This window comes from Methylobacterium sp. E-005 (assembly GCF_022829725.1).
Taxonomy (GTDB): Bacteria; Pseudomonadota; Alphaproteobacteria; order Rhizobiales; family Beijerinckiaceae; genus Methylobacterium.
Map to the genome: position 1 here is coordinate 47,530 of NZ_JAKSYG010000240.1, position 15,458 is coordinate 62,987.

General features: G+C 69.4%; 15 protein-coding genes. 6 read left to right on the forward strand and 9 right to left on the reverse strand.

Translation table 11 applies throughout. The features are described from left to right. Nucleotides 1-109 precede the first annotated feature (109 nt). The 5 genes from MKK88_RS29790 to MKK88_RS29810 all read right to left on the reverse strand — a co-directional run bounded on the left by MKK88_RS29790 (nucleotide 110) and on the right by MKK88_RS29810 (nucleotide 5,040). Nucleotides 110-1,297, reverse strand: a complete 1,188-nt coding sequence (locus MKK88_RS29790; RefSeq protein WP_244006541.1) for a carbohydrate porin — start codon at nucleotides 1,295-1,297, stop codon at nucleotides 110-112. Between the two features lie 681 nt (nucleotides 1,298-1,978). Further along, a complete protein-coding gene (gene coaBC, locus MKK88_RS29795; protein ID WP_244006543.1) occupies nucleotides 1,979-3,199 on the reverse strand; it encodes a bifunctional phosphopantothenoylcysteine decarboxylase/phosphopantothenate--cysteine ligase CoaBC in 1,221 nt (406 codons plus the stop codon). A gap of 44 nt (nucleotides 3,200-3,243) precedes the next feature. After that, nucleotides 3,244-3,969 carry a di-trans,poly-cis-decaprenylcistransferase gene (locus MKK88_RS29800; RefSeq protein ID WP_244006545.1) on the reverse strand — a complete coding sequence of 242 codons (726 nt, stop codon included), beginning with the start codon at nucleotides 3,967-3,969 and terminating at the stop codon, nucleotides 3,244-3,246. A gap of 77 nt (nucleotides 3,970-4,046) precedes the next feature. Continuing rightward, nucleotides 4,047-4,436, reverse strand: coding sequence for a transcriptional regulator (locus MKK88_RS29805; protein ID WP_244006547.1), 390 nt, complete (start codon nucleotides 4,434-4,436; stop codon nucleotides 4,047-4,049). Continuing rightward, entirely contained in the window at nucleotides 4,423-5,040 is a 618-nt protein-coding gene (locus MKK88_RS29810; RefSeq protein ID WP_244006548.1) for a hypothetical protein, read from the reverse strand. Before MKK88_RS29810 ends, MKK88_RS29805 begins: the two co-directional genes overlap by 14 nt. A gap of 311 nt (nucleotides 5,041-5,351) precedes the next feature. On the opposite strand from MKK88_RS29810, the gene uvrB reads away from it, so the two are divergent. Beyond that, complete coding sequence (uvrB, locus tag MKK88_RS29815) at nucleotides 5,352-8,105, forward strand: excinuclease ABC subunit UvrB (protein ID WP_244006550.1); 2,754 nt, start codon at nucleotides 5,352-5,354, stop codon at nucleotides 8,103-8,105. 14 nt (nucleotides 8,106-8,119) lie between these two features. Here the strand turns inward: uvrB and MKK88_RS29820 are convergent, their stop codons facing one another. Then, complete coding sequence (locus MKK88_RS29820) at nucleotides 8,120-8,332, reverse strand: hypothetical protein (RefSeq protein WP_244006551.1); 213 nt, start codon at nucleotides 8,330-8,332, stop codon at nucleotides 8,120-8,122. A gap of 138 nt (nucleotides 8,333-8,470) precedes the next feature. On the opposite strand from MKK88_RS29820, the gene MKK88_RS29825 reads away from it, so the two are divergent. After that, nucleotides 8,471-8,995 (forward strand): ankyrin repeat domain-containing protein, encoded by a 525-nt coding sequence (locus MKK88_RS29825; RefSeq protein WP_244006553.1) that lies wholly within the window; start codon nucleotides 8,471-8,473, stop codon nucleotides 8,993-8,995. A gap of 3 nt (nucleotides 8,996-8,998) precedes the next feature. Here the strand turns inward: MKK88_RS29825 and MKK88_RS29830 are convergent, their stop codons facing one another. Next, on the reverse strand, nucleotides 8,999-9,319 hold the full coding sequence (locus MKK88_RS29830) for an addiction module antidote protein (protein ID WP_244006560.1): 321 nt from the start codon (nucleotides 9,317-9,319) through the stop codon (nucleotides 8,999-9,001). A gap of 11 nt (nucleotides 9,320-9,330) precedes the next feature. Further along, a complete protein-coding gene (locus tag MKK88_RS29835) occupies nucleotides 9,331-9,624 on the reverse strand; it encodes a type II toxin-antitoxin system RelE/ParE family toxin (RefSeq protein ID WP_244006562.1) in 294 nt (97 codons plus the stop codon). 118 nt (nucleotides 9,625-9,742) lie between these two features. Here MKK88_RS29835 and MKK88_RS29840 point away from each other — a divergent pair, with 118 nt between their 5' ends. From MKK88_RS29840 to MKK88_RS29850, 3 genes are all read left to right on the forward strand, one after another. Beyond that, entirely contained in the window at nucleotides 9,743-11,485 is a 1,743-nt protein-coding gene (locus tag MKK88_RS29840) for a pyrroloquinoline quinone-dependent dehydrogenase (protein ID WP_244006983.1), read from the forward strand. A gap of 57 nt (nucleotides 11,486-11,542) precedes the next feature. Further along, nucleotides 11,543-11,980: an acyl-CoA thioesterase gene (locus MKK88_RS29845; protein ID WP_409566728.1), complete on the forward strand. Its 438-nt coding sequence runs from the start codon at nucleotides 11,543-11,545 to the stop codon at nucleotides 11,978-11,980. Nucleotides 11,981-12,186: 206 nt separating this feature from the next. Continuing rightward, the gene (locus tag MKK88_RS29850) at nucleotides 12,187-13,320 is read left to right on the forward strand and encodes a carboxylate-amine ligase (protein ID WP_244006564.1); all 1,134 of its coding nucleotides are present in this window, start codon (nucleotides 12,187-12,189) and stop codon (nucleotides 13,318-13,320) included. A gap of 52 nt (nucleotides 13,321-13,372) precedes the next feature. On the opposite strand, the gene MKK88_RS29855 is transcribed toward MKK88_RS29850, so the two are convergent. Then, a complete protein-coding gene (locus MKK88_RS29855) occupies nucleotides 13,373-14,410 on the reverse strand; it encodes an aldo/keto reductase (RefSeq protein WP_244006571.1) in 1,038 nt (345 codons plus the stop codon). A 141-nt stretch (nucleotides 14,411-14,551) separates the two neighbouring features. Here MKK88_RS29855 and MKK88_RS29860 point away from each other — a divergent pair, with 141 nt between their 5' ends. Further along, nucleotides 14,552-15,457: a LysR family transcriptional regulator gene (locus MKK88_RS29860; protein ID WP_244006573.1), complete on the forward strand. Its 906-nt coding sequence runs from the start codon at nucleotides 14,552-14,554 to the stop codon at nucleotides 15,455-15,457. Nucleotide 15,458 lies beyond the last annotated feature (1 nt).

The following is a 15,458-nucleotide window of genomic DNA, read 5'->3' on the forward strand; positions in this document are numbered from 1 at the left end:
TCGCGCGGGCATGGCCGACCACAACCCAGAGCCGCCGCATGCGGACTGCGCCGGACTGGGTTCCGGCGCAGGTGCCGCGTCCCGCAGGCCGCCTTTTCGGGACAAGGCGTCAGAACGTCACCAGAGATTTCACGCCGAACACGACGACGTCGGGCTTGAGCTCCGGGCTTCCCCGCCGCGTAATGTATTGGATGTTCGGCCGGATGACGACATCGTCGGCCACGTCGATGCTGTAGAACGCCTCGAGGAAACGCTCCTGCGTCGGCATTCGCCGCGACGTCTTGGAGTATAGGGCGTCCAGGGCGACGGCATTGATCAATCGGGGATTGGGCGTCGTCTGGCCAACACCGAAGCCGATCCAGTCGTTCGGTCGGCCCTGGCAGATGCCCTTGTAGATGAAGCCGGACGTCACCTGCGCCGAATAGGCGGCCGTGGCCTCCTCGCTCGCCACCGCCCGCAGGAAGGCCGAGACGGTCCGCTTCGGGTTGGCGGGATCGGGGCGGTACACCTCCTGAACGCCGACGAAGTAGAGGCCGTGGCGCTCGTCCTGGTGAAGGGGGGGCCCCTTGTACAGGGGCATGGGCAGCCGCGCGGCGTTCAGGAACACGTCGGACCCACCGCCGGTCTCATACCAGCCGCCGAGCTTGTAGCTCCCCGCGTATCCGTCCGCCCCGAATTTCGGGAACCATCCGGCCTCCGAGAGGATGAGGGCACCCGTTCCCTGGCTGAAGTTGAAGCTGAACCCGTCGACCAGATTGTCCGGGTTGACCTGGTAGGCACCGACCTGGAGATAGGCCGTGTCCGGCGTCCCGACGCGCAGGCGCGTGGCCCATTGAGCTACCGGGAACTGGAAAATGTAGGCGCCGGCGATCTTGCCGGCCACGGCGCCGCACAGGGCGTTCAGCTGGAACTCGCAGGCGAAGGCCGCGAAATCGTCGCTCGTCGGCATGCGGCCGATCTTCAGGTCGACCCAGGGGCCGAACTTCTGATCGTACCAGAACTGGCTCAGCCGCCAGATCCGGCCGCGGCCATAGATCTCCTCCACGCTCGTCTGCGTGCCGAGCCCGGCATCGAGCGTCACGTCGCGCCCGTGCCGGTGGCTGAGCGTGACGGTCGCGGAGGCATCTTCCAGGCCGAGCATGCGCTCCAAGTCGAAGGCGCCCCGCACCGCGAACTGACCCGCACCGCGCACGAGAGGCCCCCGGACGCCCCCGGCGACATTGGCGGCCGCCTCGTACACGTAATCGAGGTTCAGCAGAATGCCGCGCTCCCACAGCAGATCACGCAGCCCCCCCATCGATCCGAGGATACCGAAATGCGGCTTGAGGCTCTGCGTGTCGGCGGAACCGGCGGCGGGACGAGTCTCGGGGGCGGGCGTCGAGGGCCGGACAAGGGGCGCGCGCTCCGGCGCAGTCGGACTCGGAAGATTCGGTGAATTAGCCGTATCGACATGCTGAGATGGCTGCGCATTGCTATGCGTTGCAGACAAAATCAAACAGACAGCAATCAGGACTTCAAAAATACCGAGCCATGATGTTTTAAACATGATATTCTTACGGCTACCACCGATTTAAATTCTCGGATCTACGTAGCTCTCATGTTTTCAAACTATGCAAGAAAATTATACTATTTGTATATACGGCGTTGAATTCCAGTATTTTGATATTAGATCATGGCGCCAGTTTTTTCTGGGCATGAGTCGGAAGCAAACTGCTGTTAAGAACTGTATGATGGCCTATTTAATATTCATGAGATAGCGCAATAGCTAAGAATATGAATTTGAAGGTGGTGTCTTATAAGATGCATGCTAGACGAGACATTAGAGCGGCGTAAAAAACAAATCCCGACCGTTCAGTAGGACGCGCTGGACTTTGGGGCCTCGCCACCTGTGATTCGCGGAAGCGCGGGAGAGAAGGATTCCCCAGCGGCAGCCCGAGCACGTCCCGCGGATCCGCATCGGCCGTCCGCGTACCCGGCCTCAGCCGGCCAGTATCGCGGCGAGAAAAGCGACCAGCCGCCGGGCGACTTCGTCCTTGCCGAGGCGCGGCCAAGTCTCCACCGCGCCGTCCCGGCCGATCAGATGAACCGCGTTCTCGGAGCCGCCCATCACGCCGCTCTCCGCCGACACATCGTTGGCCACGATCAGGTCGCAGCCCTTGCGGGCGATCTTGGCCCGGGCATGCTCCAGCACTGTATCGGTCTCCGCCGCGAAGCCCACCACCAGGGGCGGGCGCCCGACCGTCTTGCGCGCGATCGTGGCGAGGATGTCGGGGTTCTCGGCGAGCGCCAGCGGGGCCGGGCCGGTCCCGTCCTTCTTGATCTTCTTGGCGCCGGCCTCGTGCTCGGGGCGCCAATCCGCCACCGCGGCGGCGAAGATCGCGATATCGGCCGGCAGCGCCGCCTCGACGGCGGCCATCATCTCCCGGGCGGTCTCCACGCGGATGACAGTGACGCCCGGCGGATTCGGGATCGCCACCGGCCCGGTGACCAGCGTCACGGCGGCGCCGGCCCGCGCGGCGGCCTGCGCGATGGCGTGGCCCTGGCGGCCGGAGGAGCGGTTGGCGATGTAGCGCACCGGGTCGATCGGCTCGTGGGTCGGGCCGGAGGTGACGAGAACGCGCCGGCCGGCGAGGGGGCGGTCGGCGCCCAGGCCCAGCATCCGCTCCAGGGCGTCGGCGATCTCGTGGGGCTCGGCCATGCGGCCGGGTCCGGTCTCGGGTTCCGCCATCCGGCCGGCATTGGGGCCGACGATATGCACGCCGTCGCCCTCCAGGGTCGCGCGGTTGCGGCGCGTTGCCGGGTGCGCCCACATCTGCACGTTCATGGCCGGCGCGATCAGGATCGGCAGGGTCGTGGCCAGCAGGATCGTGGTGGCGAGATCGGCGGCGTGGCCACCCGCCATCCGGGCCATCAGGTTGGCGGTGGCGGGCGCCACCACCACGGCGTCCGCCTGCCGGGCGAGCTTGATATGGCCGATCTCGGCCTCGCTGGCACGGTCGAACAGGTCGGTATGGGCGCGCTCGCCGGCCAGTGCCGCGGCGGCCAGCGGCGTCACGAATTCCTGTGCCCCCTGGGTGAGGACCGGGCAGACGCTGGCGCCTCGCTCGCGCAGGCGCCGGATCAGGTCGAGGGCCTTGTAGGCCGCGATGCCCCCGCCGATGACGAGGAGCACGCGGCGGTCGGCGAGGGTCTCGTTCATGCCGGAAACCCTCTGCGCGGCGCGCGGCGCGCGTCAAGCGTCGCTCAGGCCGCCGCCGGAACCGCCGCGGTCTTCAAGCCGCCGAACCGGCGTTCCCGGCGCTGGAATTCCGCCATGGCGGCGGCGAGATCCTCGGGGCCGAAATCGGGCCACATCCGCTCGGTGAAGTGCAGCTCGGCATAAGCCGCCTCCCAGAGCATGAAATCGGACAGGCGCTGCTCGCCCCCGGTGCGGATCAGCAGATCCACCTCCACCGGCGAGCCGTGCATCGCGCCGGCCACCAGCGCCCCGAAATCCTCGCGCGTCACCGGCTCCTCGCCCTGGAGGCGCCGCGCCGCCGCGATGATCGCGTCGCGGGCGGAATAGTCGACGCAGATCCGCAGGTGCAGGCGGGTCCCGGCTTCGGTGGCGGCCTCGGCAGCCGCGATCGCCTCCGGGATCCCCGCCGGGAGCCGGTCGCGGCGGCCGACGACGCTGAGCCGCGTGCCGGTACGGGCGAGCCGCTGGGTCTCGTTGCGCAGGTAGGAGCGCAGGAGCCGCATCAGCCCGCCGACCTCCTCGGCCGGGCGCTGCCAGTTGTCGGCCGAGAAGGCGTAGAGGGTCAGCGTGCCGATGCCGAGATCCGGGCAGGCCTCGGCGGTCCGCCGGATTGCCTCGACGCCCCGGTGATGCCCGGCGAGCCGGGGCAGGCCGCGCTGCGTCGCCCAGCGCCCATTGCCGTCCATGATGATCGCGGCGTGCAGGGCCTTCGGCGCCGCCTCACTGTGCATCGTATCGTCTCCCGGCCAGAGCGTATCGGTGAAGTTTATCGGTGCGGCATGAACAGTCTTGGAACGATTCAACGGTCTCATGCCGGTTTCGTGGCCGGATCGAGGCCACGCCGGCCCGATTCCGGCCCGGACTCGGCGGCCTCCGCGGCGTCGCGGACGACCTGCTCGAGAACGCCGAGATAGCCGATGAAGCGCTGGCGGCCGCTGGCGGTCAGCCGGCACACGGTCTGCGGGCGGTTCTGTGCGAACCCCTTTTGAAGCGTCACGAAATCCGCCTCGCTGAGAACCGCGAGGTGGCGGCTCAGGTTGCCGTCGGTCAGGCCGCACAGGCGCTTCAGATCCGGGAAGGGCAATCCCTTCGGATGGGCCACCAGGGAGGTCAGAACGGAGAGCCGCGCCCGCTCGTGGATGACCCGGTCGAGCCCCTCGTAGGAGAAGCGGCCATCGTCTCGATCAGAGGCCGTCATCGTAGGTCCGGGCACCGTGGTGAATGATCGCAGCCAGCCAGGTCTGACCGACCAGGAAGGGCAGGCCCATGGTCCAGGGGGAGAGGACGCGCGTCTCCGCCGAAAAGGCCAGCACGGCGAGCCCGGCGAGGAGGTACCATGCGCCCACGCCCTGGACGCCCCGGGGCAGGATGCGCGCCGAGGCGAACAGGCCGAGGCCGACCAGAACCTGCCAGAGGCCCGGCAGCATCCAGACCTCCTGGGGGGCGAATCGGGCGATCACCAGCGCCAGGCAGGCCCCGGCGCCGGCCGCCGGCAGGAAGACCTCGATGGCGTTCCACACCATGGCGTCGGCGAGGCCGGAGTGCAGGCGACGCGTCCGCCGCACAGCTTCGATGCCGATCATCGCGAAGGCCGCCAGCGCGGCAGCCACCCACAGACCGAAGAACAGGCCGGTCCGCACCGCCGGGTCGCCGAGCCACAGGGCCTGTCCGACCGCACAGGCCAGGGCGAGGCCGCCGGTGGCGGCGACCGTCGCCGCGCCCACGCCGCGAAACGTCGTGTCGCGGGCGATCTGCGAACGGATCGCCACGATGTCGGCCAAGGCCTTATCCAAATCCTGCATGCGTCTCACGCCCCGGGCTGCACCATGATCACGCGTGCTTTGCACCGCAAAGTAACGGCCCGACCGGACCATCGCAAGCCAATTCGGGCCGCTCGAACGCCGGTTTTCAAGACATGAGATCGGCGCAACGCGTTCAGAGTAAAGCGAAGACTACCTAACGGTTGTATTGCGTTGATCATCCTCCGGGGTTGGCGGGAGCGCGACAGGCTAACCGCCCCTCCTCCGCTCCCCTTTCGCGCGACGGCCCGGCGCGGAAAAACTCCTGCCGCGACAGGGTTTCTCGCGGCGCCCGACGGGCCCATATTGGACCTATGCCCGCTCCGAAGAAATCGCGCGCCGCGTCCGTGTCGACCACGTCCGCCAAGGCGTCGAAGCCCGAGCTGAAGCCGCTCGACACCTATCTCGCCGCGTTGCTGAACCCGGCACTCAACCGCAACCGGCCGGCGCCGATCGAAGCGCCGCCCCCCGAGGCACCCGCGCGTCCGGGCAAGCCCAAGGGGCGCGGCGGCAAGGGCGGCCCCGCGCAGGCCGCGACCCGCCGAGCGGAGATCGCCCGCGACGGCTTCGCGGAGGCGCCCCAGGCCGGTTTCGCGCTGGGCGACGCCGCGGATGTCGACCCGCGGCTGGCCCAGGCCCTCGGCCTGACCCCGCCGGAGGACGGCCCGGTGCCGGAGGGCGCCGACCTGCCCGATCCCGGCGGCGACGGCGGGGCGTCGGCGACGGTGACGGCGCTGGAGCGGCTGCTCATCGAGGGCAACCCGCTGTTCAAGGACGGCCAGACCTGGGTGCCGCACCGCCCGGAGCGGCCGCAGAAATCCGAGGGTGGCGTCCGTTTCACGCTGAAATCGGAATTCACGCCGGCCGGCGACCAGCCGAAGGCCATCGCCGAACTGGTCTCCGGCGTGCAGGCCCATGAGCGCGATCAGGTGCTGCTCGGCGTCACCGGCTCCGGCAAGACCTTCACGATGGCCAAGATCATCGAGGAGACGCAGCGGCCGGCCCTGATCCTGGCGCCCAACAAGACGCTGGCGGCGCAGCTCTACGGTGAGTTCAAGGCGTTCTTCCCCGACAACGCTGTCGAGTACTTCGTCTCCTACTACGATTATTACCAGCCCGAGGCCTACGTTCCGCGCTCGGACACGTTCATCGAGAAGGAATCCTCGATCAACGAGCAGATCGACCGGATGCGCCACGCCGCCACCCGCGCCCTGCTGGAGCGGGACGACGTGATCATCGTCGCCTCGGTCTCGTGCATCTACGGTATCGGCTCGGTCGAGACCTATACGGCGATGTCGTTCACGGTGTCGCTCGGCGAGCGGATCGAGCAGCGCCAGCTCATCGCGGATCTCGTGGCGCTCCAGTACAAGCGGATCCAATCCGACTTCGCCCGCGGCACCTTCCGGGTGCGCGGCGATTCGATCGAGCTGTGGCCGGCCCACTTGGAGGATCGCGGCTGGCGGATCGGCCTGTTCGGCGACGAGGTCGAGAGCATCGTCGAGTTCGATCCGCTCACCGGCAAGACCCTCTCCGAATTGAAGTTCGTGAAGGTCTACGCCAACTCGCACTACGTCACGCCGCGCCCGACGCTGCAGCAGGCGATCAAGGGCATCAAGACCGAGCTGAAGGGCCGGATCGAGGAGTTGACCAAGATGGGCCGCCTCATCGAGGCGCAGCGCATCGACCAGCGCTGCACCTTCGATATCGAGATGATCGAGGCGACCGGCGCCTGCAACGGCATCGAGAACTATTCGCGGTATCTCACGGGGCGGAAGCCGGGCGAGCCGCCGCCGACCCTGTTCGAATACCTGCCCGACAACGCCCTGGTCTTCACCGACGAGAGTCATGTCACCGTGCCGCAGATCGGCGGCATGTACCGGGGCGACTTCCGCCGGAAGGCGACGCTGGCCGAATACGGCTTCCGGCTGCCCTCCTGCCTCGACAACCGACCGCTCCGCTTCGAGGAATGGGACGCGATGCGGCCGATGACGGTCCACGTCTCGGCAACGCCCGGCAAGTGGGAGATGGAGCAGACCGGCGGCGTCTTCGCCGAGCAGGTGATCCGGCCGACCGGCCTCGTCGATCCGGTGATCGAGATCCGTCCGGCCCGCAGCCAGGTCGATGATCTGCTGGGCGAGGTGCGCGAGGTGGCGCAGGCCGGCTACCGGACGCTGGTGACCACGCTGACCAAGCGCATGGCCGAGGACCTCACCGAGTACCTGCACGAGAACGGCGTGCGCGTGCGCTACATGCACTCCGACATCGACACGCTGGAGCGGATCGAGATCATCCGCGACCTGCGGCTCGGCGCCTTCGACGTGCTGATCGGCATCAACCTGTTGCGCGAGGGCCTCGACATCCCGGAATGCGCCCTGGTGGCGATCCTCGACGCCGACAAGGAGGGTTTCCTGCGCTCGGAGACCTCGCTGATCCAGACTATCGGCCGCGCCGCCCGCAACGCCGACGCGCGCTGCATCCTGTACGCGGACAACATCACCGGCTCGATGGAGCGGGCGATGGCCGAGACCGAGCGCCGCCGCGTCAAGCAGCTCGCCTACAACGAGGAGCACGGGATCACGCCGCAGAGCGTGAAGCGCGGCATCGCCGACATCCTGAGCAGCGTGTTCGAGCGCGACCACGTCCAGGTCGATACCGGGCTGGCCAAGGACGCCATCACGGTCGGCCACAACCTCAAGGCCGTACTGGCGGATCTGGAGAAGCGGATGCGCGCGGCCGCAGCCGATCTCGATTTCGAGGAGGCGGCCCGCCTGCGCGACGAGCTGAAGCGGCTCCAAGCAACCGAGTTGCTGGTCTCCGACGATCCGATGGCCCGGCAGGGGGACGTGGAGCGCGAAGCCGGCAAGTTCGGCCGGAAGCCGCCGCGTGGTGGCGGGGGCAGCCGCATCGCCAAGCCCGACCTCGACAATATGGGCCCGGGCACGGACCGGGAATTGCCGGTCGGCGGCCTAGCCCCGTCTTGGCAGGAGCGGCCAAAGCCGCGCTCGACGCAGGGGCTCGGCGGGCAGAAGCCCAAGTACAAGGGCGGCGGGGGACGGAAGCGGGGGTGAGTGCCGCTGACGCCTCACGCGGCCTCGTGGTCCCGGCGATACAGGGCGGCGGACTCACCGGCATCGACGATCGCCTGCGCGATCCGGACGACGAGGACGTTGCAGGCCTCGTCGTAGGCCTGCGCATTCGCTTGGACGGCCGATTCCACGATGGTCCCCACCTGCTCGCGCACGATCTCGCGGGCGGTGCGCAGCGCGTCGGCATAGGGCTCGAACGGTCGGGGCATCGTTGAACTCCCGAGATGCCAAGTCCTCCGGCATCGGTAGGGGGCTGGAACGAGCATCGCGCCAAAACTGTTCCCGGGAACGCTGAACCGCAGTACCGCATCGGCCCGGATCAGATCCGGCTGTGAGACGAGCACCCGATGGCTTCAGACCCGAACGCGCGCCCCACCCTCGACGACGACACCCTGGCCTTCGCGGCCCGGGTCTTCCAGTACGCCCGGATGGGCCACGCGGAGGAACTCGCGGAGCTGTTCGGGCAGGGTCTGCCGGCGAACCTGCGCAACGACAAGGGTGACAGCCTGCTGATGCTCGCCGCCTATAACGGTCAGGCCGAGGCGGCCCGGGTGATTCTGGAGGCCGGCGGCGACCCGGAACTCGCCAACGATCGCGGCCAGACGCCCCTCGCCGGTGCGGCCTTCAAGAACGATCTCACGATGGCGCGGCTGCTGCTCCAGCACGGGGCCGCGGTGGATGGGACCGGCGACGGCAGCCGCACCGCCCTGATGACGGCCGCGATGTTCGATCGGACCGACATGGTCGACCTGCTGCTCCAACATGGGGCCGACCCGAACCGGCGTGACGCCTCCGGCCAGAGCGCCGCCGATATGGCCCGGGCCATGGGCGCTCAGGCGACCCCGGGGCAGCTCGATGCGGCGGGGCGCTGAGCGTCAGCTCCGATCTGCCACCGTCACCTGCCGGGCCGGCACCACGGCCAGCGTCAGCCCAAGGGCGGCGATCACCCGTTGTATGGTGTCGAGACTCGGATTCCCGGTCTGCGAGAGAGCCTTGTAAAGGCTCTCGCGACCGAGGCCACTGGCATCCGCGACAGACGCCATGCTGCGCGCCCGTGCGATGTCACCGAGCGCTCGCCGGAACGCCGCGGGATCGTCTTCCTCAAGGACCGCCGAGAGGTAGGCAGCGGCCTCCTCGGGTGTGCGGATATGGACCGCCACATCGAAGGGCCGCGTGGGTGTCGTGGTACCGGCCATGCGATGCCTGCTCAGACCGTCCGTGCCAGATCGCGTGCCCGGGCGATGTCTCGGGCCTGCGAATCCGTGTCGCCGCCGCAGAGCAGGATGACGATCCCGCCATCGGCGCGCTCGACGAAGTAGACACGGTAACCGGGACCTGTATCGATCTTCATCTCGCTCACCCCGCCGCCGACCGGGGCCACGTGCCCGCGATGCCCCTCTTGAAGACGCACGATCCGGCGCAGGATGCGGGCCCGTCCGACTGTGTCGCGAAGCCGGCCGATCCACCGATCGAACACCTCCGCAGTCAACACTTCGGCCAAAACTGTATCCCGTAAGATACGACCGTTCGCAACCGCCCGCCGCTATCCAGCCTCCGCGGGGACGGTCAACCAGAAAACAGGGAAACGAAACGCCGTGCCGCCCATCACTTGGATCGACATGAAATTCTGGCTCGCTTGCGCAGGGCTGGTCGCGGCGCCGTACGCGGCCTCCGCCGCGGAGACCCCCTGGCCAGCCTTCGGCCACGATCCCAGCAATCGCAATTTTTCCGAGCTGACGCAGATCGACCGCGGCAACGTCGCCCGGCTGCGACCCGCCTGGATGTTCCAGACCGGCATCACCGGCTACTTCCAGGCCCAGCCCGTGATGGTGGACGGGACGCTCTACCTCTCCACCACGCAGAACAACGTCGCAGCCCTCGACGCGAGGACCGGCAAGCCGCTCTGGACCTACACGCACAGGCCACGCACGGAAAAGATCTTCGGCCCGCCCTCGAATCGCGGGCTCGCGGTCTCCGGCGGCCTCGTCTTCGAGGCGACCATGGACGGGCGGCTGATCGCCCTCGACGCCAAGACCGGCAAGATCGTCTGGGACAAGGAGGCAGTCCGCCCGGAGGAGGGCGAGACCGAGACCGCCTCGGGGCTGGCGGCCACCCTCGGCGGCAAGCCCGTGCAGGGGTCGAGCCGGCTCGGCTTCAAGATGCCGCCGCTGGTCGCCGACGGGCTGGTGATCGTCGGCGTCACCGGCGCGGGCTACGGCCTCCACATCGAGGACGAGGCTGGCGGCCTCGACGGCGGCGCGGTGGTGGGGATCGAGGGCGGCTACGGGCGGCGCGGCTGGCTCGCGGCTTACGACGCGAAGACCGGCGCGGAGCGCTGGCGCTGGTACGTCACGCCCTCGGAGGGCTGGGAGGGTGGCTACGTCGAGAAGACCGCCGACGGCACGCCGCTCCACCGGGACATCCCCGCCGAGAAGGCGGCTGCGCCGACCAACCGCGACGCGTGGCGCGTCGGCGGCGGCTCCCTCTGGATGACGCCGGCCTACGATGCCGATCTCGGCCTGATCTTCCTCGGCACCGGCAACCCGGCGCCGCAGAATTTCGGGCTCTCCCGCCCTGGGGACAACCTCCACACGATGTGCCTTGTGGCGCTCGACGTGAAGACCGGCCAGCTGCGCTGGTACTATCAGCAGGTGCCGCACGACGAGTGGGGCTACGACGTTGCCGCGCCGCCCTTCCTGCTCGATGGCCCGAACGGCGCCAAGGCGGTGGCCTCGGCGAGCAAGACCGGCTGGATCTACGTCCACGACCGGGCGACCGGGAAGCTGCTTGAGCGCTCGGCGCCGCTCCTCGATCAGAAAAATCTGTTCGCGCCACCGACAGCCCAGGGCACGGTGGTGGCGCCGGGCCCCCTCGGCGCGGTCTCGTGGCCGCCGACCGCCTATGACGGGCGCCTCGCCTACGTGCAGGTTCGCCACGGGGCGACGACCTACACGGTGAAGACCGTGCCGGCCGCCGCGGGCCGGCCGGAGATCCGTTATACGGAGACCGGCGAGGCCAAGGACGAGCCGTCCTTCAGCACGCTGACCGCCGTCGACTTGAAGAACGGCGGTACGATCGCGTGGTCGGTCCGTGCGGCGAGCCGGCTCTCGGGCGGCACGCTGGCGACCGCAGGCGGCCTCGTCTTCTCCGGCGAGGAGGACGGCCATCTCGACGCCCACGATGCCCGCGACGGCAAGGTGCTCTGGCGCTTCCAGTGCGGCGCGGGAATCAGCGGGCCGGCCATGACGTACGCGCTGGATGGTCGGCAGTACGTGGCGGTGGCGGCGGGCGGCGCCTCCTACACCAAGGCGTCGGGCTTCGGCACCGGCGACGCAGTGCTGGTCTTCGCGCTGCCCGATTGACCGTGGCCAAGCTTGACGGGAAGGGTTCCTGCCAGAGGCGGGGGCTCTTTCCGGACCATGACAGAGGCGCAGAGCACGGACGGCACGATCGAGCGGGCGCAGGCCCAGCCGACCGATCGCGGACCGCCGGTGATCCGCACCATCGCGATGCCGGCCGACACCAACCCGGCCGGCGACATCTTCGGCGGCTGGCTGATGGCCCAAATGGACCTGGCGGCCGGCAACGTCGCGGCCCGACGGGCCCGGGGGCGCTGCGCCACCATCGCGGTCGATGCGATCACCTTCCACCACCCGGTCTTCGTGGGCGACGAGGTCAGCCTCTACGCGTGGTTGGTAACTGTCGGACGCTCGTCCCTGCGCATCCAGGTCGAAGTCTGGCGGCGCGAGCGGGCGAGCGAGGCGACCATGAAGGTGACGGAGGCAACCTTCACCTTCGTGGCGATCGGCGACGACCGCCGCCCGCGGCCGGTGCCGCCGGAGCCGGCCGGGCACTGATCGGGACACGGGCGATGCACGTCCGATCTGGGACCGCCCGATTGCAGAATGGGCTGCGGCGGCGCCCGGCGAAAACCAAAATAAAATCGCCGCTTCCGCACGTTGGCCCGGATCGCGCATGGTGTCGGTCTGTCCGGCTTTGACAGCGGTGCCGATCCGAGGCGCGCGTCACCGGCGGCCGCACGTCGAGGGATCGGAACCACACGATGGCGCAGCGGTCGGGACACGCCTTCAAGTTCGGCATCGAGGAGGAGTTCTTCCTGGCTGGCGCCCGCTCGCGGGGCGCGCCGCGCGCGTCGATCCAGGGGTTCCACGACGCAGCGAAACGCCTGGGTTCGGTCGAGCGGGAACTCCTCGAGAACGAGGTGGAGATCTGTTCGCAGCCGACGGCGAGCGTCGACGAGGCGCGGGCGGCGCTGGGCGATCTGCGCGACAAGCTCCAGGCGACCGCCCGCGCGCACGGGCTCAAACTGTTCGCCGCCGGCACGCACCCCACCGCCGTCTGGGCGGTGCAGAAGGAGACCGACAAACCGCGCTACCGCGGGATGATGGACGACCTTCAGATCACCGGGCGCCGCTCCGTGGTCGCCGGCCTGCACGTCCATGTCGAGGTGCCGCGCCCCGAGCAGCGAGTGGACATCATGCGGCGGATCTACCCGTTCCTGCCGCTGCTGCTCGCCCTCTCAACCTCCTCGCCGTTCTACGATCGCCGTCGCACCGGGCTGCACGGCTACCGGTTGCGGGCCTATGCCGAGTTGCCCCGCACCGGGCTCCCCGAACTGTTCGACGACGACGCCGACTACGCCCGCTATGTCCGGGTCATGACTGCGGCCGGCGCCGTGCCCGATCCGACGTACTTCTGGTGGCACATCCGTCCGTCGATCCGATACCCGACCTTGGAGCTGCGCGTCGCCGACAGCTGCACGCGGCTCGACGACAGCCTGACCATCGCCCAGCTCTACCGCTGCCTCGTCCGTCTGCTCGACCGGCGCCCGGACATCCATGCCGGCCTGACCGGGGCCTCGCGGGGGTTCGTGATGGAGAACCTGTGGCGGGCCGAGCGCGACGGCACGGGCGCGTCGCTGATCGATGAGACGGCCGGGCGCGCCGTTCCTTTGAGCGACGCGCTGGACGCGCTGCTCGATCTGATCGCCGAGGACGCGGCCGCGCTCGGCTGCACGGCGCAGGTGGCGCACGCCACGGTGATCGCGCGAAACGGCTCGAGCGCGGCCGGCCAGCTCGCGGCCTACGCGGCCGCGCGCGACGGTGGTGCCAGCGAAGGCGCGGCGTTGAAGGCGGTCATCGATTGGCTCGCGCGGGAGACGGCTCCGGTGGGCTGATGGACCGGCCGAGGGCGGCCGGCCTTGTGAGCCGTGCGCGTCTGAAGGCTTGCTACCCCACCATCGGCGGGTTCAGCCGGGCGAAGCCCTCCTGCCGGTGATACGGGAAATGCGGATAGGGCACCGCGGTCTCGCTGGCGGCGTCAAGTCCGGCGATCTGTTCGGCCGTGAGCGACCATCCGACCGCACCGAGGTTGTCCCGGAGCTGGTCCGCGTCCCGGGCGCCGATGATCACGGAGCAGACGGTCGGCCGCTGGATCAGCCAGTTGAGCGCCACCTGCGGCACGCTCCGGCCGGTCTCCAGGGCGACCACCTCCAGCGCATCGACGACCCGGTAGAGCTTTTCCTCATCGACGGGCGGCCCGTAAGACGCCGTCTCGTGGAGGCGGCTCCTGTCCGGAAGCGGGGTTCCCCGCCGGATCCGCCCGGTCAGGCGTCCCCAGCCGAGCGGGCTCCAGACCAGAGCGCCCACCCCCTGATCGGCGGCGATCGCCATCAGGTCCCACTCATAGTCGCGCCCGATCAGCGAATAGTAGACCTGATGCGCCACGTAGCGCGGCCAGCCATGCCGGTCGGCGAGCGCCAGGGCCTTCATGATCTGCCAGCCGGCGAAGTTCGAGACGCCGACGGAGCGGACCTTGCCGGCGCGCACGAGCGCATCGAGGGTGGACAGCACCTCCTCGACCGGCGTCGCCGCATCGAAGGCATGGAGCTGGAGGATGTCGATATGATCGGTGCCGAGGCGCCGCAGGGCGTCCTCGACCGCCCGGATCAGACGATGGCGCGACGTGCCAGCCTCGTTGGGACCGTCGCCCATGGGCAGGCCGGTCTTCGTCGAGATCAGCACCTGGCCGCGCCGACCTTTCAGTGCCGCGCCCAGCACCTCCTCGGAGGCCCCGTGGGAATAGACATCCGCCGTGTCGAACAGCGTGACGCCGGCCTCGATGCAGATGTCGACCAGCCGCCGCGCCTCCGCGACGCCGGTGTTGCCCCAGGCGCCGAACAGCGGCCCCGTCCCCCCGAAGGTGCCGGCGCCGAAGCTGAGAACCGGGACTTTCAGGCCGGAGCGGCCGAGGTATCGATGTTCCATGGTGCGGTCCTTTCGGCGCGACGGGGCAGGGGAGCGGGCGTGCCGGGCCGGAGAGGCAGCCGGTCCGCGCCGAGCGATAGACCGGGCCATGGCGGTGCCATAGACAGCTCATCAGCACAGCATCTGTGACGTGAAGGACCGATGCCCCGCCCCGAGATCAACCGCGCCGGCGAGATGGACGTGTTCGTTTGCGTGGTCGAACAGGGCGGGTTCTCGGCGGCCGCGCGGACCCGACGGATGACGCCCTCCGCGGTAAGCAAGCTCGTCGCCCGGCTGGAGGCGCGGCTCGGCACCCGGCTGGTCAACCGGTCAACGCGGGCCTTCCAGCTCACGCCGGAGGGCTGCACCTTCTACGAGCGGGCGACCCGGATCCTGGCCGATATCGCGGAGGCGGAGGGGGCCGCGCGGGCCGGGGAGCAGCCGGTCGGCCGGATCCGGCTCACGACCAGCGCCTCATACGCCACACACGTCCTGGCGCCGAACCTGCCGGACTTCCAGGACCGCTATCCGGGCGTCACCCTCGATCTCGTGCAGACCGACCGGGTCGTCGATCTCCTGGCGGAGCGGACCGACGTGGCGGTGCGCGCCGGAGGGTTGAAGCAATCCCAGCTCGTCGCGCGCAAGCTCGGGGAGACCGGGATGGTGATCGTCGGCGCGCCGGCCTATCTCGACCGCTTCGGCCGACCGGAGACGGTGGCGGATCTCGACGGCCACAACCGGCTCGGCCTGGGCTACGTCCGCACGGTCGAGGGCTGGCCGATGCGGCAGGGCGAGGCCACGGTTCTCGTACCCGTCACCGGGCGCGTGCAGGCGAGCGACGGCGAGGCGCTCCGCCAGTTGGCGCTGACCGGCAACGGGCTCGCGCGGCTCACGCGTTTCACCGTGCGGGCGGACATCGCGGCCGGCCGCCTCGTCCCGGTCCTGGAGCCGCTCAATCCCGGGGACCGGGAGGCCTTCCACGCGGTCCATGTCGGCCAGGGCGGCCCCGTGCCGGCGCGGGTGCGCGCGCTCCTCGACTTCCTCGCCGAACGCGGCCGCGTCTCATGAA

What these genes read in the sequence shown, in the direction of transcription:
- MKK88_RS29790 (WP_244006541.1), bottom strand. Translation starts at nt 1,297, where the DNA reads ATGGGGGGGCTGCGTGATCTGCTGTGGGAGCGCGGCATTCTGCTGAAC.
- coaBC (WP_244006543.1), bottom strand. Translation starts at nt 3,199, where the DNA reads ATGAACGAGACCCTCGCCGACCGCCGCGTGCTCCTCGTCATCGGCGGG.
- MKK88_RS29800 (WP_244006545.1), bottom strand. Translation starts at nt 3,969, where the DNA reads ATGCACAGTGAGGCGGCGCCGAAGGCCCTGCACGCCGCGATCATCATG.
- MKK88_RS29805 (WP_244006547.1), bottom strand. Translation starts at nt 4,436, where the DNA reads ATGACGGCCTCTGATCGAGACGATGGCCGCTTCTCCTACGAGGGGCTC.
- MKK88_RS29810 (WP_244006548.1), bottom strand. Translation starts at nt 5,040, where the DNA reads ATGCAGGATTTGGATAAGGCCTTGGCCGACATCGTGGCGATCCGTTCG.
- uvrB (WP_244006550.1), top strand. Translation starts at nt 5,352, where the DNA reads ATGCCCGCTCCGAAGAAATCGCGCGCCGCGTCCGTGTCGACCACGTCC.
- MKK88_RS29820 (WP_244006551.1), bottom strand. Translation starts at nt 8,332, where the DNA reads ATGCCCCGACCGTTCGAGCCCTATGCCGACGCGCTGCGCACCGCCCGC.
- MKK88_RS29825 (WP_244006553.1), top strand. Translation starts at nt 8,471, where the DNA reads ATGGCTTCAGACCCGAACGCGCGCCCCACCCTCGACGACGACACCCTG.
- MKK88_RS29830 (WP_244006560.1), bottom strand. Translation starts at nt 9,319, where the DNA reads ATGGCCGGTACCACGACACCCACGCGGCCCTTCGATGTGGCGGTCCAT.
- MKK88_RS29840 (WP_244006983.1), top strand. Translation starts at nt 9,743, where the DNA reads ATGAAATTCTGGCTCGCTTGCGCAGGGCTGGTCGCGGCGCCGTACGCG.
- MKK88_RS29845 (WP_409566728.1), top strand. Translation starts at nt 11,543, where the DNA reads ATGACAGAGGCGCAGAGCACGGACGGCACGATCGAGCGGGCGCAGGCC.
- MKK88_RS29850 (WP_244006564.1), top strand. Translation starts at nt 12,187, where the DNA reads ATGGCGCAGCGGTCGGGACACGCCTTCAAGTTCGGCATCGAGGAGGAG.
- MKK88_RS29855 (WP_244006571.1), bottom strand. Translation starts at nt 14,410, where the DNA reads ATGGAACATCGATACCTCGGCCGCTCCGGCCTGAAAGTCCCGGTTCTC.
- MKK88_RS29860 (WP_244006573.1), top strand. Translation starts at nt 14,552, where the DNA reads ATGCCCCGCCCCGAGATCAACCGCGCCGGCGAGATGGACGTGTTCGTT.